This is a genomic window from Streptomyces sp. NPDC048111 (genome assembly GCF_043202815.1).
Taxonomy (GTDB): domain Bacteria; phylum Actinomycetota; class Actinomycetes; order Streptomycetales; family Streptomycetaceae; genus Streptomyces.
The window spans coordinates 93,132-110,960 of sequence record NZ_JBIDBD010000007.1; the positions used below are offsets into that span (position 1 = coordinate 93,132).

Sequence of the window (17,829 nt, forward strand, 5' to 3'; positions counted from 1 at the left end):
TTATCAATAGGAGCCAAGAGAAAGGCGCAGTCCTGATGTCCGCTCGCTGCCAACTGACCGGCGCGGAGCCGGGATTCGGCAAGAAGATCTCCCGCTCCCACCGGCGTACCTCGCGCCGCTTCGACCCCAACATCCAGAGCAAGCGCTACTGGCTGCCCAGCGAAGGGCGGCACGTCCGCCTGCGGCTGAGCGCACGTGGCGTCAAGACCGTGGACGTGATCGGCATCGAGGCCGCCGTCACCCGTATCCGAGCCCATGGAGGACGTGTCTGATGGCGAAGCAGAGCAAGATCGCTAAGAACGAGAAGCGGAAGCAGGTCGTGGCCCGCTACGCGCGGCGGCGCGCCGCGCTCAAGGCCGTCCTGGTCTCTCCGGCGAGCACGGACGACGAGAAGGCGGCCGCGCAGGCGGAACTGCGCCGCCAGCCGCGTGACGCGAGCGCGACCCGTGTGCGCAACCGCGACAGCACGGACGGCCGTCCTCGCGGCCATCTGCGCAAGTTCGGGCTCTCCCGCATCAACGTACGCGAGCAGGCGCATGCCGGCTGCCTGCCGGGAGTGACCAAGTCGTCCTGGTAACAGGGACGCCGGGGGAGGGGGCGGCATGCGCGTGCCGCCCCCTTTGTCCTCTACGGACGTCGTAGGGGTGGAGCCCGGCACAGGTGTCGGGGCGTCCGCGGGACGAGCGTGATCACCAGCGCGTCCGCGACGTCCGGGTGGGTCAACAGTGCGCCGGTGTAATGCGATGGACAGCGCTGGGGCTCTGGGTGAGTATCACCGCGATGAACAACGACACTCTCTCCCCACTCAAGCGCGTCCGCTTCGTGGATCTCAGCGAGAAAGCACTGCGGGCGCTCGCCGAGGGTGACCTCGCCGGTGGCAGCGCCGAAGCCGGGATCGAGCTTGACGAGCACTTCGTCGGCGAGCGCGCCCGCCGGATCTTCGGCTACCGAGCCGATCAGGTCGCCAACGACCCCTCTGCCGCGCGGTGGATCACGAGGGCCGTCGTGTCCGAGCCGGACGGCGTCGTCGTGGGCGACGCGGGGTTCCACGGGCCGCCCGACGAGGCGGGCATGGTCGAAGTCGGCTATACCGTGGTCCCCGCCTGCCGTCGTCAGGGCTATGCCCGCGCCATACTCAGGGCGCTGCTCGTCAGGGCCGCCGCCGAACCCGGTGTCAGGACCGTCCGCGCCAGGATCCGATACGACAACACCGCCTCCCTGGCCTCCATCGACGGCTTCGGCTTTACGAAGGTCGGCGAGCAGGGCAACGAGCGCGACGGGCTCATCATCGTCTTCGAGGTTCCGGTGCACGCCATTCGGACGATGTAGCTTCCGGGCTTTCCAGTTTCCGCGGGCCGGTGATCATCGCGCCCGGACCAAGCCATGAGAAGGGCCGCGCGCGGCTTGGCTCGGCCGCCGACCTCGCCAGGACGGTACGGTCGCGATCAGTTGTCCAGGGCCTGCTGGAGCGTCGGGTGGGTGTCGACGACGGTGTCGAGGCCGACCATCTGGAGGGTGCGCAGCACGGTTTCGGTCGGGGCGGCCAGTTGCAGCCGGCCGCCGCTTTCGGTGCGGGCGTGGTGGGCGGAGATGAGGGCGTTGATGCCGCTCGAGTCCAGGAAAGTGACCTGGTGCAGGTCGGCGATCACGCGTGAAACGGGGCAGCCCGTGGTGTCCAGCGCGCGACGCAGAACGTCGGCGCTGTCGTAATCGATCTCGCCGGTCAGGGTCACGACGCGTACGCCGTCCTTGTCCGAGACCACGGCCGACAACTGCTCGCCGGGCTCGGCCCCCGTCGTCTTCGACTCAGCCATACGGCCGATCCTGGCACACTCGGAGCCCTGCTCGAAGCGCGCGGTCGGCCAAGACCTGGATCGGAGCGCGATCGGAGCGCGCGCACGCGACTGCTCGGCGTGCGTCAATTGTGCAGTGTCTGCCGTCGGCGGGGTACCTGCTGGACGATGCTGAGGGTGGACGGATGGGCGCGCTGCAGAAGAGAGAATTCGTGGAGGACGACGGCGAAGCAGCCGAGGCACAGCCGCTCCGGGTCAGTGCGGCGCTGGAGGGCGAGGGGGCGTGTATCGCCCGGGCCCGCCACGTGGCCGCACAATTCCTGTCCTGGGCACGGGACGAGCACGGCGTGCCGGTCTCGCCGTACGTCCAGGACATGACGCGCCTGGTCGTCAGCGAGCTCGTCACCAACGCCCTCAAATACGCGCCCGGGCCGGTGCTGCTGGAGCTGACGATCGAGGACGACACGGTGATCATCGCCGTCTGGGATTCCGACCCCGTGCTCCCCATCGCCCGTGCCGCGGACGCCGGCCGGGTCGGGCAGCACGGTCTGGAGATCGTGCTGCTGGTGGCCGCGAGTTTCGAGGCGAGGAAAGAGGCGGTCGGCAAGCGCATCACTGTCGGCATCGCCCTTCACTCCGCACCCGGGCCCCGCTGATCCGCTGACCGCCTGCCGAAGCTCGCAGCGCTCGCGCAGGCCAGGCGGACGCAGGCCAGGTGCAGGAGCCAAGCGGCACAGCTGACGGTGCCTAGGCGTGCGCCGCGCCTATTCGGACGCCTGCCTGCCATCCAGTCTTTCGAAGGTACGCGGAGCCGCCGCACCCGGGTCGTCGGTCAGCCCGTCCCCGCGGGCAGGCCCAGTGCGGCGCGGCGACAATGGCACAGCCAGCTGTTCTCGGCGGGCGTCCCACCTTGCCGGCCGGCCCGGCTCACCAGGACTCCCCGCTCTCGCTGACGGGTGACGGTCGTGCGGTCGGCTCGCCGCCGCGGGTACGGATCCACAGCGCGATGAGCGGGAAGGTGAGGACGGAGATCATGGCGGCGCCCACCAGGGACGCCGCTTCGCTGCTGGTGATCGCCTTGTCGCTGAGACCGATGGTGGTGATGGCGACGACGAGAGGCAGGCAGGTGGAGCCGTAGAAGAGAAGCCCGAGGCGGTTGTGGCGCGGTAGGTCGGGGGGTGCCAGGAGGTACTGGGGCAGACCCCGGACGAGGAGGAACAGCGCCAGCAGCACGGGGAGGAGGACGAGGGGCCGGCCGGCCGAGAGGAGGGCGTCGAGGTCGAAGTCGACGCCGGTGACCACGTAGAAAAGCGGGACGAGGAAGCCGAAGCCCATCGCTTCGATGCGGCCGAGCACTTCGGAGCTGCTGTCCGGGGCGGCGCCCTGAAGGATCAGTCGGGTGATCACTCCGGCGGCGAAGGCACCGAGGAGGGTGTCGACGCCCAGCGCCTGGGAGAGGCCCAGCATCGCGGCCAGCAGGAGCATGATGTACCGGACGGCGAACTGACCGCTGCTGTGCAGGGTCTTGCTGATCAGGTGCGAGAACCAGCGGGGGCGGGGTCGCAGGGCCCACCACACGGCGGCGGCGGTGATGGCGGCGAAGGTGAGGAGTACGGCAGTGGACCGGCCGGGCGCGCGGCCGCCGAGCAGCAGCGCCATGGTGATGACGGGGCCGAATTCGCCGACCGCGCCGAAGGCGAGGACCACCGTGCCGAAGCGTCCGCGCAGATCGCCGGAGTCGCGCAGCATGGGCAAAACTGTGCCGAGGGCGGTGCTGGTGAGTGCGGTGCCGATGACAAAGCTCTTGGTGGTCTGGGCTCCGGTGAGGGCGAAGGCGATGCCGAGCGCGGCAGCGAGGGAGATGAGCCAGGCGGTGACCGAGCGGCGCAGGGTGTCGCCGGGGACGGCGGCGAAGTCGATCTCGTAGCCGGCGAGGAAGATGAGCATGGTCAGGCCGAGGCTCGACAGGGTGTCGATCACCTGGTCGTGATGCGCCCAGTCGAGGACGTCGGGACCGACCAGGATGCCGAGCACGATCTCGAAGATGACCAGCGGGACCGGAATCCAGCGCCGCACCGCATAGGTGAGCAGGGGAGCGAGGACCGCGATGGCCATGAGCAGGATGAGCGTCCCGGGGTGCGACATGTCTCGTATCTAAATAACCTTGCGCGAAACGGACAACCTGAAGGTGTTCCGCGGAGGGCCTGCCGGGCGGGGAGCGCGCCGAGCCGGCCTCCCGCCCCGGGGGCCGCGCTGGCGGGGCGGCCTTCGGGCGTGGACGAGGGCACGCGCCGCGGACAGGCTGCGAGGCCGAGCATTCCGCGGGGCCCCGCGCCGTGGATCCGTCAGTACGAGGCCGAGGCCGAGGTCGCTGAGTCCTGTGGCTGCTGGGGAGCGGTGAGGGTGAAGTAGTCGCTGTCTTTGGGGCGTTCGGTCGAGGATCCGCGTCCTGGGCGGACGGCGGGCTCCAGGTGGGGTATGTGCTTGGAGCAGTGGACGTAGGCTTCCTGCACCGTGATGCGGATCCACAGCTCGGGCTTGCGGCCGGGGGCGGGATCCACGGGAATGTGGGCGTGGTCCGCACGTGGGTCGTCGGGAGCCAGGAGCGCGGCCGTTCCGTTGACGTGCAGGCCTATGTGATGGTGGGTGAAGTCCATGAAGAGCAGGCCGACATGGGGGTTTTCCGCGATGTTGCCTGCGCTGGCGAGTACGCCGTTGCCGCGGTATTCCGGGTAGGTGAGCGTGTAGTCGTCGAGCACGGCGACGAACCCCGGTGGTCCGGCCCGGAAGCTCGCGTCGCAGTGGCCCAGTGCGCCGGCGGTCGACAGGAACACCATCGACTGGCGGGCGATGAAATCCTTCATCGGCGGTGTCAGGGCCGGGTGCACCTGGCGCGAGTAGAAGGAGTCGGCTCTTTCCTGCGTGGCGAGGTGGGTCTGGAGGGCGCGTTCCCCCGGAGAGGGCATGGCGTGAGGGCTGGTCACAGTGGTGCGTTCTCCTGGGGGTGTCGGGGTGGGGTGAGCGGAGTGTTGAGGACGGGGGTGTCGAGCGGGTCGTGGTGGATCCGGGCGGTGGGGACGCCGGCACGGATGAGGGTGTGGGCCGCGGTGGTGACCATGACGGGTGGTCCGCACAGGAATGCTTCGTGCTGGTCCCAGGGGCCGAACTCGCGCAGGACCTGTGGCAGCGTTCCTTCCCGGCCGACGATGTGCTGGTGAGAGACGGCGGCACGCACGGACAGCCAGTGCTGGCGCTGGGCCATGCGCAGCATGTCGTCCAGTCCGTAGAGTTCCTCGGCGGTGCGGGCGCCGATGAAGAGGTCGACGTAGCGGCGCAGTCCGGTGCGGGCCGCTTCCTCCAGGATGGCGCGGATCGGCGCCAGGCCCGTGCCGCCCGCCACGCACACCAGGTCCCGGTCCTCGGCGGCATCCAGGCACATGTCGCCCTGCGGAGGCCCGAGTTGGACCGCGTCGCCGACCCTCGCGTGATGAACCAGGGCGCTGCTGACGGTGCCGCCCGTGACAGCACGGACGTGGAAGGTGAGCGTGTTGTCCGGGCGGGGCGCGTTGGCCGGTGAGTAGTGGCGCCAGGCCTTCGGTCTCCAGGGTGTCTGCATGCTGACGTACTGGCCCGCGGCGTAGGGGTAGGGCTGGTCGGGGCGGACGGTGACTTCGGCGATGCCGTGGCCGCGGGGCACATGGCTGACGATTTCCGCCCCCCATGTCGCCGGACGCAGGCGCGTGTCGTCCCGGGCCGCGAGGATCATCACGTGGGCCGCGGTGTTGTAGGCGCGGGTCCAGGCCGCGGCCATCTCGTGGCTCCACGCAGGGCCGGCGTAGCGGGCCAGCGCTGCCAGCAGGCATTCACCGACTGCCGGATAGTGCGCGTCGAGCGTCCCGAACTTGCGGTGGTCGCGGCCCAGGAGACTGCAGAACTGCACGAGGCGGTCCGGGTCGTCGACCAGTTCGATGATGCGGAGCAGACCACGCAGCAGCCGGTCGCGCTGGACGTCCATGTCGTGCGGAAAGAGTTCGCGCACCTGGGGGTAGCGAGAGAAGAGGATGGCGTAGAAGTAGACCGTCACCTCCGCCGCCTGCGGTTCGACGACCGCCAAGCCGGCGCGTACGAGGGAGATCTCACGCTCTGTCAGGGCCGCGACGGCCGGCGCGAGGGCAGGACCTTGGGGGTGAGCAACCGCGGAAGCGGGGGCAGGAGGCGCTGAGGCGCGCTGGACGGGGGACAGGCGCGGGAGTCTTCGGGGCACAGAATTGTCGCAATCACAGAGACGCCGTTGCAGGCTTGCTGAACGCCGGATGGACAGGGGGACACGATGGTTTTTGCAGTTCACCTTCCAGCCGGGCACGAGACGTAACGGGGGGCGCCTTCCCCTGAATTACTGCGCCAGTCCTCCGTGAGGTGTTACGGCGGGGTCGTGTGGGGCGGCTGAGGTTTGCGGATGGGCAGGGCGAGGGTGCCGTCGGCGCGCGGGTTGCTTCGCACGCCGGCGGTGATGGGGTACGGGATGTCGGCCACCGGCTTGGGGCTGTGGCTTCGGGGTCGTGGTTGCGGCCGCTTTGATGAGCCGGGGCCCGCCCTCATAGGAGGTGCGGGTCTCTGCGGCTTTCGGCCGAGTCGAACCAGGCTCAGCAGTCGAGTCCGCGATGGGCGGCCCACAACGTTCCGGCGCGGTCGGCCGCCTCGGCAATGAGAGCCGCCAGTTCTGGTCTGTCGAGGACCGGGAACGAGACATATGCGCCCCGCCCACCGCCAACCGGCCGGCCATAGGCTTTCGCGGCGAGGCGACCGTCAGGGAGAAGCCGGACGTTGAGTGTGGTCAGTTGGAACTCTTCGCCACGTCGAGTGTCCGTCCAGCGGAGCGCCTGCGGGATCGTGACGTTGATGGCCAGAGCGCTCACTTCCAGGTCGCTACTCATGGACGGATGCTCTCACGCACGTCGCTCCGAGGTCCTGACAACGGCGTTGGACGTATAGGTGGCGGCACGGGGAGACGTGGAGGACGAGGAGCGGACGGTGGTGACGCAGAGGTCCTACGCTCGGTGCCGCTCACTCAAAAAGGCCGGCCGCACCGGTGCAGGAGCTGCTCGTGACGTTCAGGAACACGTACTTCAAGGGCACGTTGGCCTGGACGGGGCTTCCGGGCTCGGAGACGTCATGTTCGGCGCTCACCGACAGGCGCAGGTCACCCTTGGCGAATTGGGTGTTGGCGGGCGTGCCAGGGACCGGGATCCAGCCGTCCTTGACGAGGTTGGCCAGGGAACGCGGCACCTTGGCCCGGTCCTCCTGCTCGTAGGTCGTGCTCAGCCGGTTGGTGCACTGCCCCGGGGCCCATGGCTCAGCCCCCGACGGGTTGAGCCCTTCCGAGAAGAACGCCTGCTTGATGCCCCATTCGGTGTCCCCCCAGGCCTTGCGCGAACGCTCCAGGGCCAGGTTGCCGGCGTCGCGGGCCGTGGCCGTGGGCATGGAGGTGGGCGGAGGGGTCGACGGTCCCTCGAATCCGCCGCATCCCCCCAGCACGGCCGTCATGACGGCGGCAAACAGTGTCGCCCGGACCGATCTCACCTGCACAAGCCCTCCCCAAGTTTCCCGCAGCTCCGCAGGAGTGTGACACGGGCCGGTGACCGCCTTCGCCGCAGCCCCGTTCGGCCAGATGCCGTAGGGGTCTGGGGCCGCGCAGAGCCTGCTTCTGAGCGGGGTGGGTGATCGGTACGGAGGACAGATCGGTTGTCGTCGGTCAGTCGAGCAGCGCGACGGCCAGGCGAACAGATCGAGGGCGTCGGCACACCACAGAGGGATGCCGACGGTTGTGCGGGTCCCGCCCGATCAGCGCGCGATTCCGAGAAGCTGCGCCACTTCGGCGCGCCGGTTCCACGCGATGACGGCCAGCGGAACCATGAAGAGGAGCGGGGTCCCGGCGTTCTCGCCGTGCAGGGCGGTGAGCTGGGTGGCGAACGCGCAGGCCAGGAAGACGATGAGCGCGGTCGCGGCCGTCCCGGCCAGTCGGCGGATCAGCAGGCCGATCGCCCCGGCCAGCTCCACCAGACCCGTCAGGTACATGAGCCAATGGCCTGCGCCGATGGCGTCGAAGGCCACGGTGGCAGAGGGGAGCGCCAGCAGCTTGGGCAAGGCGCTGCCCAGGGCGAAGAAGGCGCCGAGCAGGATCTGGAGGGTCCAGACGGTTCGGACGACGCTCTTGCTGGGCTTCACGCGGATGGCGGTGGCGGTGGCGGTGCTGGACATCGGGTTCCCCCCTTGTGCGGCTGCATTGCTGTCTCTGGTCTGACCGGCGCGAGCGGGTGAGCTCATCGGTCGTGCGCGGAATTCTTTCCCTTCCGCGCGGTCGTGCCCCTGCGCACCAAGGCATCGTGACCGCCCGCGGTACCGCTGTGGGCGAACGCGTGCGATGCGACCGGTAGAGGCGGCTGCCTGCGGGTACCTCAGTGGTGTGATCACTGTTGGCGTTGAAGAGGAATACCTGCTGGTCGACCCCGCGACGGGGTGCCCGCTCGCGCTGTCGGACGAGGTGCGCCGCGCAGCGGGGCTCGATGACCTGTCCGAGGACGGTGAGATCCAGCCCGAGCTGTTGCAGGCCCAGGTGGAGATCGCCACGCCGGTGTGCCAGGAGCTGCCGGAAGTGGCCGGCCACCTGCTGCGTCTGCGACACGCGCTGGGAACGGCGGCCGAACGCTTCGGCGGCCGTCTGGCCGCGACTGCCTCCGCCCCGGTCATGGGGGAGGGGCAGGTGCCGATCACCAGCGGGCGCCGGTACACGCGGGTTCATGACCAGGGCGGTCGGATGGCCGAGGACCTGCTGGTCAACGGGATGCATGTGCATGTCGGGATGCCGGACCGGGAGTCGGGCGTGGCGGTGTTGAACCGGTTGCGGCCGTGGCTTCCCACGCTGCTGGCGATGTCGGCGAACTCTCCGTTCTGGGAGGGCCACGACACGTCGTTCGCGAGCTGGCGCACCCCCGTCTTCAGTCGCTGGCCGGTCAGCGGCGTTCCTCCGCACTTCGACGGCCTGCAGGAGTACGAGGAGTGCATCGAGAGGCTGGTGAGGTCCACGGCCATCGCGGACACGGGACAGCTGTACTGGCAGGCACGGCTCTCGGAGCGCTACCCCACTCTGGAAGTGCGCTGTATGGACGTTCAGCTCCGCGTGGACGACGCCGTCATGCTGACCGGCATCGTGCGCGCCCTGGCGGCGACCGCCCTGCGTGAGTACAAGGACAAGGTCCCCGAACCGGAGTGCCGGCCCGAACTGCTGCAGGCCGCGATGTGGCACGCGGCCCGGCACGGCCTCACGTCCACGCTCCTGGACCGCGAAGGGCATCCGCTCGCGGCCGGCGACATGCTGTGCCGCCTCACCGACCACATCGGCCCGGCGCTGGAGGAGCACGGCGACACACGGCACGTCGAGCCGCTGGTCCACCGTCTCCTGCGTGAGGGCACCGGCGCCGACCGGCAGCGCCATGCCCTCCAGGAAGGGGGAATGACGGGCGTCGTCGGCTTCATCACCGGGGAGACCCGCGGCACGCCGCAGGGCACCGACTGACGCGGATCCGATCCCCGCGAGGGTTTCCGCAGGGACAGCTGAGGGGCTCGACGCGGCACCCGCGTCGAGCCCCTCCCGCAGGGTGGGTCAGCCGCCTACGTACCAGTGGAAGCCGCCGTTGGAGGCGGCCACCAGCAGCAGCACCACGAAGAGCAGTACGTCGATGATGCCGAGCGCGAGAGCGGCCTTCGCCATCCCGCCACCCCCCTTGGCCCCGGACTGCCGCAGGGCGACCGCACCGAAAACGATGGCCAGGGGGCCGAGCACGATGTTCAGGAAGAAGATGCCGACGATGCCGCACACCAGCCCGGCCACGGCCAGACCGTTGGTGCGGGACGGGGTGGCCTCGGAGTTGCTGAAGTGTGTCATCGCTGTCTCCCACCTCGGGCTTCGGATTCCGTATGGATTGCGGGTGCCCTGGTTCTCGGTGAGCAGTCAACTACGGTGACAAATGGGCCAGTTGAGAAGTCTGCTTCCGCTTCCTGCCTGCGGGGCGTGGGCGCCGCCGCGCCCGCACCCCGGGTCATCGCCCGCACCCCGCCCGCGTTGAGTGCCGGTCCGTCCGGAGCCGGCCGACTGGCGCCGGACGGCCCTCTGCGATCCGGTGGACGCTTCCCGCTCAGCGGCCCGGCTGCCGCTCGCGATCGAGGGCGTCGTAGGGTGGCCGGACTGGTCGAGGGGGTTTCGTAGTGACAAGTAGTGCCGAGCAGAGTGCTGTTCCGACCGCGCTGCCGCGCAACGTCGCGGCCCGTGTGGGTGCCTGGGCGGCGGCGGTCGGCGTCGGCTCGATCGTCGCGATCTTCGTGACGCCCATGCTCTGGTTGTTGTACGGCGGGGTCTACACGTTCTTCATGGCCGTGTCGGGGCTGGTGGCGATCGTGGCGGGCCATGTCGGCCGCATCCGGGGCAAGCGGATGGGAGGCCGCGACCGAGGCTTGGCGCTCCTTGCCATCGTGACGGGGTGGCTGCTGCTGTTCTGCGTCCTCGTCATCGTCGTGACGTACTTCGGCCTGGCCGTCGGGCTCGCCGCTCTGTCGTGACCGGTGGAGCGACGCGCGGGCTGACGGTACGTCAAGAACGGCTCTCTCGCGGAGTGGAGGCGGCCGGAGCGCCAGCAGCGGGTGTGGAGTTCCGGCCGCCGCCCGCGCAGCGCCTACTCGCCGTGGACCGTGGTCAGATCGATCAGGCCCGAGATGGTCAGGACGGGCACCAGGAGCGGGTTGGTGATGAGCTGGAGGCGCTCGGCGTGCGGGAACAGGACGCTGAGGCCGGCACTGTCGAGGTATTCGACGCCGCTGAGGTCGAGGACCAGGGGGTCGGCCGTGCCCGTGAGGGCGGCGGCCAGCTCACCCGCGTTGCTCATGTCGATCTCGCCGACCGCGGTCAGCAGCGCGGTGCCGTCGGGCCGTCGTCCGTGAGTGAGGGTCAGGTCAGTGGTCATCAGGCGATCCTCGTGTGCATGTCGACGGTGGTACCGGAGGGGCCCGGTGTGACGGTGACCCGCTGCATCAGCGCCCGCATCAGGCTCATGCCGCGGCCGCGGTGGGTGTTGAGTTCGGGCTGTGGGTCCTTCCAGACGCCACTGTCGGCGATGATCAGGCGCAGATCGTCGACGTACGCCTCGGCGCGGAAGTAGATGGGGTCGCCGGGGGAGTGGCGGTGGCCGTGCTCGACGGCATTGGCACAGGCCTCGCCCGCGGCGACCAGAATGTTCTGCATCGTGGTGGGCGGCAGGTCGCACTGGTTCAGCCAGCTGCGCAGCGACTTGCGCACGGGGGCGAGCTGGGACGACTCGGCCGGAAAGGACATCTCCAGCGGGGCCGGGTGCCGGTAGAGCAGCAGGGCGACGTCGTCGTCGTAGCCGCCCGCGGGAGCCAGCCTCGACATGACGTGGGTGGCGAGTTCGTCGACCGCGGTGTTCCGGCCGTCCTGGAGGGCCTCGCTGGCCCGGTCGATGCCGTCGCTGAGCGGGCGGCGGCGGCGTTCCACGAGGCCGTCGGTGTAGAGGAGCAGGGTGGACCTCGCCGGGATGGCACACGTCCCCTCGGGGCGCGGGCTGCCGGTCCGTACGGCCAGCGGGAGCGACCGGCCGTCCTCCAGAAGCAGGGTGGCACCGTCCGGCCGGACGAGGATGCCGGGCGGGTGGCCGGCGCTGGAGTACGTCAGCTGCCCGGTCTCGGCGTTCAGGACGCCGCAGAACACGGTGGTGCAGGCCGCGCCGGCAACGCCCGCCGCGAACTGGTCCAGGGCCATCAGCGTCTGCGCGGGGCTGGCGTCCTGGAGCAGCAACGCCCGGCAGGCGCTGCGCAGTTGACCCATGACGCTGGCGGCCTCCAGGCCCCGGCCGACGCAGTCGCCGACGACGATGCCGATCCGGCCGTCGGGCAGGAGGACGGTGTCGTACCAGTCGCCGCCGACCTCCAGCGGCTGGGTGGCGGGCTCGTACCGGACGGCGAAACCGTCGGGCAGGCGCGAGGGGCCGAGGATGGCCCGCTGGAGGGCGATGGCGGTCTCGCGCTGCTGGTCGATCTGGTGGGCGCGGTTCAGCCCCTGGGCGAGGTGCCCGGCCAGCAGGGAGAGCAGCAGCTGGTCCTCGCCGGTGAAAGGACGGTTCTCGCCGACGTGGATCCACAGGACGAGCGGGCCCTCGGGGAACTCCAGGAGGATGCCGGCCCCGGTGGGGTCGTCGATCGGGGTCAGGACCGGCCCCTGGCGCAGGGTGTTGAGCACCGCTCGCCGTTCGGCGGGCAGGTCCTGCCAGTCGGGCGTCTCGTCGGTGGAGGTCAGCGTGGGTTCGTCGCCGTGGTCGAAGACGGCCGCCAGGACCGATCGGGCCCGCCACAGCTTCTTCAGCTCGTCCAGGGCCCCCGCCAGTGCCTGCTGCACGCTGGTCGCCCGGGACAGGCAGGTGCCCAGGGCCGCCAGGGCGCTCTCGCGCTGGATGGCGTAGTGCTCGGCCGTGACGTCACGGAAGGTGCCGACGGTCACGCGTCGCCCGGTGTCGGGATCGTCGACCTGGTTGAACGTGGCCGTCACCCACAGCCGGTGGCCGTCCCGGTGGGTGATCGGAATCGTGTAGGAACCCTTCGGATGGCCGAGCAGCTGCGAGAAGGCGCCGCTGACCTGCTCGTACGCCTCGGAGTCGGCGCGGTCGGGCCACCAGGGATGGACCGGTCGGTAGGGCAGTCCCTCCTGCCCGTAGCCGAGGATGTCGGCGAACGCCGTGTTGATCTCGATGACGGCGCCGTCCTCGTCACAGACGAAGAACGCCTCCTGCAGGGAGTCGACCAGGGCGGTGCGCCAGCGGGCGTGATGCCCGCGCAGACGCGCCAGCTCGACGTTGGCCCGTACCCGGGCGAGGAGTTCGGCCGCCGCGAACGGTTTGACGAGATAGTCGTCGGCGCCCGCCCGCAGGCCCTCGATGGACGCCTCCTGCCCGGCCCGCGCCGACAGCAGCAGCACGGGGACCGAGGCGGTCCGCGAGTCGGCCCGCAGCGCCGCGACCAGGCCGAGCCCGTCCAGGTGGGGCATCATGACGTCGCTGATCACGAGGTCGAACGCCTGGGCGCGGACGGCCCGCAGGGCCGCTCGGCCGTCGTTGACCGAGTCCACCCGGTACCCCGCGCCGCGCAGCAGTCGGGTGAGGTACTCGCGCATGTCGGCGTTGTCGTCGGCGATCAGAACGTGGGGCGGGAGGTCCTGGCCGATGGCCGGCTCGTCAGCACTCGCGCCCGCGGAAGTCACGTGCGCGGCAGTCCCGTTGGTGATGCTCTCGACCGCGGCGGGCAGCGCCGCGCTCTGCTCACCGGGCAGCCAGCGAAGGGCCTCCTGCACGAACGGGTCGGCCATGGGAGTCGCGGAGTGGCACGACTCCGACCGGACGGTGCCGGCCGGCAGGTGCGCGGCGCCGAACGGCAGCCGGATGGTGAACCTGGTGCCCCGGCCCTCGACGGAGGTGGCGCTGATCTCGCCGCCGTGCAGTGCGACCAGTTCCTTCACCAGGGCGAGGCCGATGCCGCTGCCCTCGTTGGAGCGGGAGCGGGCGTTCTCGATGCGGTGGAACCGTTCGAAGAGCCGGGGCATTTCCCCCGCCGGGACACCGATCCCGGTGTCGGCGACGGTCACCACGGCCCTGCCGTCCTCAACGGCGGTGGCGACACTGATCGAGCCGTCGAAGGTGAACTTCAGCGCGTTGCTGAGCAGATTGAGAACCACCTTCTCCCACATGCTGCGGTCGAGGAAGACCGGCTCGGGCAGCGGCGGGCAGTCCACCCGGAAGTCCAGGCCCGCCCGGTCGATGGCCGAGCGGAACACGCTGGCCAGCTCACCGGTCACCGCGGCCAGATCGACCGGCTCGTAACTCGCCTGCATCCGGCCGGCCTCGATGCGGGAGAAGTCGAGCAGGGTGTTGACCAGTTTGCCCAGGCGCAGGCCATTGCGGTGGATGACCTCAAGTTCCGCACGGGCGCCGTCGTCCGGGAGCCGGTTACGCAGTTCCTCGACCGGCCCCATGATCAGCGTCAGCGGCGTGCGGAACTCGTGACTGATGTTGGAGAAGAACGTCGTCTTCGCCCGGTCCAGCTCCGCGAGTTCCTCCGCGCGACGCTGCTGCGCCTGATAGCTGCGGGCACTGGCGACTCCGGAGGCGACATGTCCGGCGACCAGTTCGACGAAGCCGCGGTAACCGTCGTCCAGAGCCCGATACCGGTTGAGGCCGACCACCATGAAGCCGTACGGGTCACCGCCCTGCTGCCGCAGCGGCACGACCAGCGCCTGCCGAGGCGGTTCGGCCCACGCCCCCGTCGGCAGCTCCGTATGCGCTGCTCCGTCCAGCGGGGCGAGGACGGACTCGCCCCGCGCCGGGGCCGCGGTCGGCCACACCGCCTCGGAGCCCGGTGCGAGGTGCGGCACGGCGGCCGGGTGCTCGTCCGGCATCCCGGTGGCGGCGGCCAGCGCGGCACTGCCGTCGTCCTGGAAGAGATACGTCAGCGTGAACGGCAAGTCGTACGGATTGCGGCCCAGTTGCACGCGCGCGAAGTCGAGCATCTCCTGCTCGGTGCGCACCACGCTGGGGTCGGATCCCAGATCGCGCAGGGTCGCCATCCGCCGTTCACCGATGACCCGTTCGGTCTCCTCACTGACCACGCACAGCATCCCGACCACGAGACCCGCATCGTCGCGCAAGGGGCTGTAGGAGAACGTGTGGTAGCTCTCCTCCGAATAGCCGGAGCGTTCGACGAACAGCAGCAGCGCCTGGTCCCAGGTGGCCTCGCCGGTGGTGAGCACGCTGTCGATGCGGGGACCGATGTCGCGCCAGATCTCGGCCCAGACCTCGCTCGCCGGCCGTCCCAGCGCCCACGGATACTTGCGCCCCAGGGTGTCGCGCCGGTAAGCGGCGTTGCAGAAGAAGGTCAGCTCCGGCCCCCAGGCCATCCACATCGAGAACTTCGACGACAGCAGGATGCTGACGGTCGTCCTCAGGCTCTGCGGCCAGCCTTCCGGGTCCCCGAGCGGGGTGGTCGCCGCCCAGTCCACCAGAGCCAGCTCCCCGCCGACCTCGGTGTCCACGGCGAACACATCGCTTCCGGCCGCGGCCGGGCCCTCGGGCTCGGCACCCTCGGAACGCGTCACTACCCACCCCTTCGTTCACGACAGCCGATGCCCGAGCACGTGCCGCCGGCGCTCGTCGTGCTGTCGTCCCTCCGCGCGCCGCGGTCTCCATGAGGGAGATACCCGCGTGATCGCTGGACCATCCGGGGTACTTGCAGACGCGACCGTAGGATATATCTGCCGCGCCTGGCACCAGCAGGCACGATCCAGCGGGCGGAACGGGGGGTGGCATGGCGGTGTGTGAGTACGGTCCGCGCCGCGATGCGGGCTCCGCGACCAAGGACGGGATGACGGACGAGGAGCGACGGCTCACCGCGGTCCGCCGCTACGCGGTCCTGGACGCGCCCGCCGACCCGGTCTTCGACAAGATCGCCTCCCTCGCGGCGCGCGTCTTCGCAGCTCCCATGGCCATGGTGGCGATCGTGGACAGCGACCGGGTGTGGTGCAAGGCCGCGTACGGCCTCGGGGACGTCGGGGAGCTCAGCCGTGCCCCGGACGCGTGGCCCCTCGCGGCTGCGCACGAGGGCCCCCAGGTCGTCCCCGACATCCGCGCCGATGCCGGCCCGGTCGCCGGCTTCCGCGTCCCCGCCCAGCTGGGCGTACGCTTCTGTGCCGCCGCGGCGATCACCACGCCGGACGGTCACCAGCTGGGCAGCGTCACCGTTTTCGACACCGTCCCCCGCCGGCCGGCCGACGACCAGCTCGCCGCCCTCCAGGAGCTGGCCGCGCTCGCCATGGACGAACTCGAGCTGCGGCGGGCCGCGTTGCACACGGTGGCTGCCGAACGTGAACGGCGCGCGGACGCCGAACGGCTGGCCCGCACGCTCCAGCGCACCCTGCTGCCGCCGGCCCTGCCGACCGTCCCCGGGCTGGACACGGCCGCCGCCTATCACCCCGCGTCTGTCGACGAGATCGGCGGCGACTTCTACGATCTCTTCCCGCTCGACGACGGCCGCTGGGCGTTCTTCCTCGGGGACGTGTGCGGCAAGGGAGCCGATGCCGCCGCCCTGACCTCGCTGACCCGCTATACCCTGCGGGCCGCCGCCATCTACGATCCCGACCCCCGAACCGCCCTCGCCAACCTCGACACGGTCCTCAAAGGCGAGTTCCAGGGCGACTTCCACCGGTTCTGCACGGCCGTGTTCGGCGTGCTCGACGCCGACGCGGACGGGTCGTTCACCGTCACACTGGCCGGCGGCGGCCATCCTCCGGCCCTGGCCGTGCGCGCGGACGGCACGGTCGAGCCGGTGTCCACCGCCGGCGGTCAGCTGATCGGCCTGCTGCCCGAGCCCCAGTTCGTGCAGGCCCGCACCCGCCTCGCGCCGGGCGACGCACTGCTCCTGTACACCGACGGGCTCATCGAGGCGCGCACCGCGAACGGACAGATGCTGGGCGAGGAAGGACTCGCGCGCCACCTGTCCGCCCACACCCCTCGCGGAGCCGACCACTTACTGGCCACGGTGCACAAGCTTTTCACCGATCTGGGTACCGGGGTGAGCGACGACACAGCGCTGCTCGCCCTGTCCGTCCCGCCCCGCCGCACACCCCCATCAGCTCAGGAGAACCGGTGACCGACCCCACCCTGACCGCCACCCGCCACACCCACGCCGGCGGGGCCACGGTGCTGGCCGTGGCCGGCGAACTCGACCACCACACGGCGCCGCAGCTGACACGGCTCATCCAGGAGGAGCCCTTCCGCCCCGCCCGTCCCGTACTGATCGACCTCTCCGACCTCACCTACTGCGACTCGACCGGCATCACCGTGCTGATCGGCGCCGACCGCCAGGCGCACGAGACCGGCACCCCGCTGGTCCTGGTCGGCGTGACCGCCGACCTGATGCATGTCTTCCGCATCATCGGCCTCGACCGGCTCTTCACCTTCCAGCCCACCGTCGAGGACGCGATCGAGGCGCTGAGCGCCTGAACGGGGAGGCCCCGCACGCGGCGTACGCACGAGGCATACGCGTTGTCGGTGACCCGGGCCCGGTGCGGTGGGGACGCCGGAGCGGGGGCGGGCCCGGACCGGGGGTGGCGCGCGCAAGCCGGTTCGGACCGACCGGGCGGACGGCCCGTTCAGCGCTCGGATGTGGCCTGAGCCGCAGTGCGCACGGCGGCGTGGACCGCGCGTGCCAGGCGGGCGCCCCACAGCGAACGCGGACCGGCGAACGCGTGCACCTCGTCATCGGCGTCCTCATCGGCGCGAGGCTCCCTGGCGGCCACGCACACCGCGTCCGTCGGCGTCCCCGAGCAGTCGAAGCCGGCGTCCAGCAGCGCCTGCACCTTGGCCTCCGTGGCCGTGGCCACGGCGTTGACCAGAGCCGCGTCGCTCAGCGCGACCGGCACGGCGGCCACGATGTTGATCGTGCCGGGCCGGGCGGGCACGTCCGTACCGGACGCGGGGGAGGCGGCCCAGCCGCGCACACCGAGTCCGGCGGTCGCGACGGCTGCGACCCCGCCGTCCTCCGCGCGGCCGGACGACCTGATGTCGGCGGCCGTCATCAGACCGACCCCCGGCCCCTCGGCGCCGATCCGCCGGGCGAGCGCCGCCAGATGCCGGTCCGGGTCCGTACGCCGATAGCCGTGCGGCACTTGAGCGTTGAGCACCCACGCACGCGTGCCGATGCCGCCCCCGAGAACCGCACTGCTGATCATTCGCCAGCCCGAGCCGGCCCGCCACACCAGGCTGCGCAGGCAGTCCGCCGTGTCGTGGGTGACTTCCTGCATGTGCAGGAGTCCGACAGTGGTGCCGGCGGGCGGCAGGACGACGGTCACCGGAATGGGCTCCTTGTGCGGCGGGATGAGCGATGGTAGCCGGGCCGTGGAACGACCTCCCCGGTGGGTGTGCTGCTGGGC

Annotated in this window: 19 protein-coding genes; 8 read left to right on the plus strand and 11 right to left on the minus strand. The window is 70.6% G+C overall.

Annotated features, from left to right (window positions below; all coding sequences use genetic code 11):
- Positions 1-35: 35 nt before the first annotated feature.
- The 3 genes from rpmB (at position 36) to ACGF3I_RS15095 (ending at position 1,329) form a co-directional block, all read left to right on the plus strand.
- Entirely contained in the window at positions 36-272 is a 237-nt protein-coding gene (rpmB, locus tag ACGF3I_RS15085) for a 50S ribosomal protein L28 (RefSeq protein ID WP_393131951.1), read from the plus strand.
- Entirely contained in the window at positions 272-577 is a 306-nt protein-coding gene (rpsN, locus tag ACGF3I_RS15090) for a 30S ribosomal protein S14 (protein WP_393131952.1), read from the plus strand. The genes rpmB and rpsN overlap by 1 nt, the downstream gene beginning before the upstream one ends.
- Before the next feature lie 203 nt (positions 578-780).
- On the plus strand, positions 781-1,329 hold the full coding sequence (locus ACGF3I_RS15095) for a GNAT family N-acetyltransferase (RefSeq protein WP_393131953.1): 549 nt from the start codon (positions 781-783) through the stop codon (positions 1,327-1,329).
- Positions 1,330-1,445: 116 nt separating this feature from the next.
- Here ACGF3I_RS15095 and ACGF3I_RS15100 read toward each other — a convergent pair whose 3' ends face one another.
- Positions 1,446-1,814 carry an STAS domain-containing protein gene (locus ACGF3I_RS15100; protein ID WP_393131954.1) on the minus strand — a complete coding sequence of 123 codons (369 nt, stop codon included), beginning with the start codon at positions 1,812-1,814 and terminating at the stop codon, positions 1,446-1,448.
- A 164-nt stretch (positions 1,815-1,978) separates the two neighbouring features.
- On the opposite strand from ACGF3I_RS15100, the gene ACGF3I_RS15105 reads away from it, so the two are divergent.
- The gene (locus ACGF3I_RS15105; RefSeq protein WP_393131955.1) at positions 1,979-2,449 is read left to right on the plus strand and encodes an ATP-binding protein; all 471 of its coding nucleotides are present in this window, start codon (positions 1,979-1,981) and stop codon (positions 2,447-2,449) included.
- 271 nt (positions 2,450-2,720) lie between these two features.
- Here ACGF3I_RS15105 and ACGF3I_RS15110 read toward each other — a convergent pair whose 3' ends face one another.
- From ACGF3I_RS15110 to ACGF3I_RS15135, 6 genes are all read right to left on the minus strand, one after another.
- The gene (locus tag ACGF3I_RS15110) at positions 2,721-3,938 is read right to left on the minus strand and encodes a cation:proton antiporter (protein ID WP_393131957.1); all 1,218 of its coding nucleotides are present in this window, start codon (positions 3,936-3,938) and stop codon (positions 2,721-2,723) included.
- A 200-nt stretch (positions 3,939-4,138) separates the two neighbouring features.
- A complete protein-coding gene (locus ACGF3I_RS15115; RefSeq protein WP_393131959.1) occupies positions 4,139-4,777 on the minus strand; it encodes a pyridoxamine 5'-phosphate oxidase family protein in 639 nt (212 codons plus the stop codon).
- Positions 4,774-5,907, minus strand: coding sequence for a globin domain-containing protein (locus ACGF3I_RS15120; RefSeq protein WP_393131961.1), 1,134 nt, complete (start codon positions 5,905-5,907; stop codon positions 4,774-4,776). Before ACGF3I_RS15120 ends, ACGF3I_RS15115 begins: the two co-directional genes overlap by 4 nt.
- A 529-nt stretch (positions 5,908-6,436) precedes the next feature.
- Complete coding sequence (locus tag ACGF3I_RS15125) at positions 6,437-6,727, minus strand: hypothetical protein (protein WP_393131963.1); 291 nt, start codon at positions 6,725-6,727, stop codon at positions 6,437-6,439.
- Positions 6,728-6,857: 130 nt separating this feature from the next.
- Entirely contained in the window at positions 6,858-7,274 is a 417-nt protein-coding gene (locus ACGF3I_RS15130; RefSeq protein ID WP_393131965.1) for a hypothetical protein, read from the minus strand.
- A gap of 360 nt (positions 7,275-7,634) precedes the next feature.
- Positions 7,635-8,051 carry a DoxX family protein gene (locus ACGF3I_RS15135; RefSeq protein ID WP_393131967.1) on the minus strand — a complete coding sequence of 139 codons (417 nt, stop codon included), beginning with the start codon at positions 8,049-8,051 and terminating at the stop codon, positions 7,635-7,637.
- Between the two features lie 205 nt (positions 8,052-8,256).
- Between ACGF3I_RS15135 and ACGF3I_RS15140 the strand changes: the two genes are divergently transcribed.
- Positions 8,257-9,366 carry a glutamate--cysteine ligase gene (locus ACGF3I_RS15140; protein WP_393131969.1) on the plus strand — a complete coding sequence of 370 codons (1,110 nt, stop codon included), beginning with the start codon at positions 8,257-8,259 and terminating at the stop codon, positions 9,364-9,366.
- 87 nt (positions 9,367-9,453) lie between these two features.
- On the opposite strand, the gene ACGF3I_RS15145 is transcribed toward ACGF3I_RS15140, so the two are convergent.
- Positions 9,454-9,735 carry a DUF4190 domain-containing protein gene (locus ACGF3I_RS15145; RefSeq protein WP_393131971.1) on the minus strand — a complete coding sequence of 94 codons (282 nt, stop codon included), beginning with the start codon at positions 9,733-9,735 and terminating at the stop codon, positions 9,454-9,456.
- Between the two features lie 320 nt (positions 9,736-10,055).
- Between ACGF3I_RS15145 and ACGF3I_RS15150 the strand changes: the two genes are divergently transcribed.
- A complete protein-coding gene (locus tag ACGF3I_RS15150) occupies positions 10,056-10,406 on the plus strand; it encodes a hypothetical protein (RefSeq protein WP_393131972.1) in 351 nt (116 codons plus the stop codon).
- A 113-nt stretch (positions 10,407-10,519) separates the two neighbouring features.
- Here the strand turns inward: ACGF3I_RS15150 and ACGF3I_RS15155 are convergent, their stop codons facing one another.
- On the minus strand, positions 10,520-10,807 hold the full coding sequence (locus ACGF3I_RS15155; protein ID WP_359838650.1) for an STAS domain-containing protein: 288 nt from the start codon (positions 10,805-10,807) through the stop codon (positions 10,520-10,522).
- Entirely contained in the window at positions 10,807-14,997 is a 4,191-nt protein-coding gene (locus ACGF3I_RS15160) for a SpoIIE family protein phosphatase (protein WP_393131974.1), read from the minus strand. The genes ACGF3I_RS15155 and ACGF3I_RS15160 overlap by 1 nt, the downstream gene beginning before the upstream one ends.
- A 209-nt stretch (positions 14,998-15,206) precedes the next feature.
- Between ACGF3I_RS15160 and ACGF3I_RS15165 the strand changes: the two genes are divergently transcribed.
- Entirely contained in the window at positions 15,207-16,547 is a 1,341-nt protein-coding gene (locus ACGF3I_RS15165; RefSeq protein ID WP_393131976.1) for a PP2C family protein-serine/threonine phosphatase, read from the plus strand.
- Complete coding sequence (locus tag ACGF3I_RS15170; RefSeq protein WP_393131978.1) at positions 16,544-16,900, plus strand: STAS domain-containing protein; 357 nt, start codon at positions 16,544-16,546, stop codon at positions 16,898-16,900. Before ACGF3I_RS15165 ends, ACGF3I_RS15170 begins: the two co-directional genes overlap by 4 nt.
- Before the next feature lie 149 nt (positions 16,901-17,049).
- On the opposite strand, the gene ACGF3I_RS15175 is transcribed toward ACGF3I_RS15170, so the two are convergent.
- Positions 17,050-17,748 carry an adenosylcobinamide amidohydrolase gene (locus tag ACGF3I_RS15175; RefSeq protein WP_393131980.1) on the minus strand — a complete coding sequence of 233 codons (699 nt, stop codon included), beginning with the start codon at positions 17,746-17,748 and terminating at the stop codon, positions 17,050-17,052.
- Positions 17,749-17,829 lie beyond the last annotated feature (81 nt).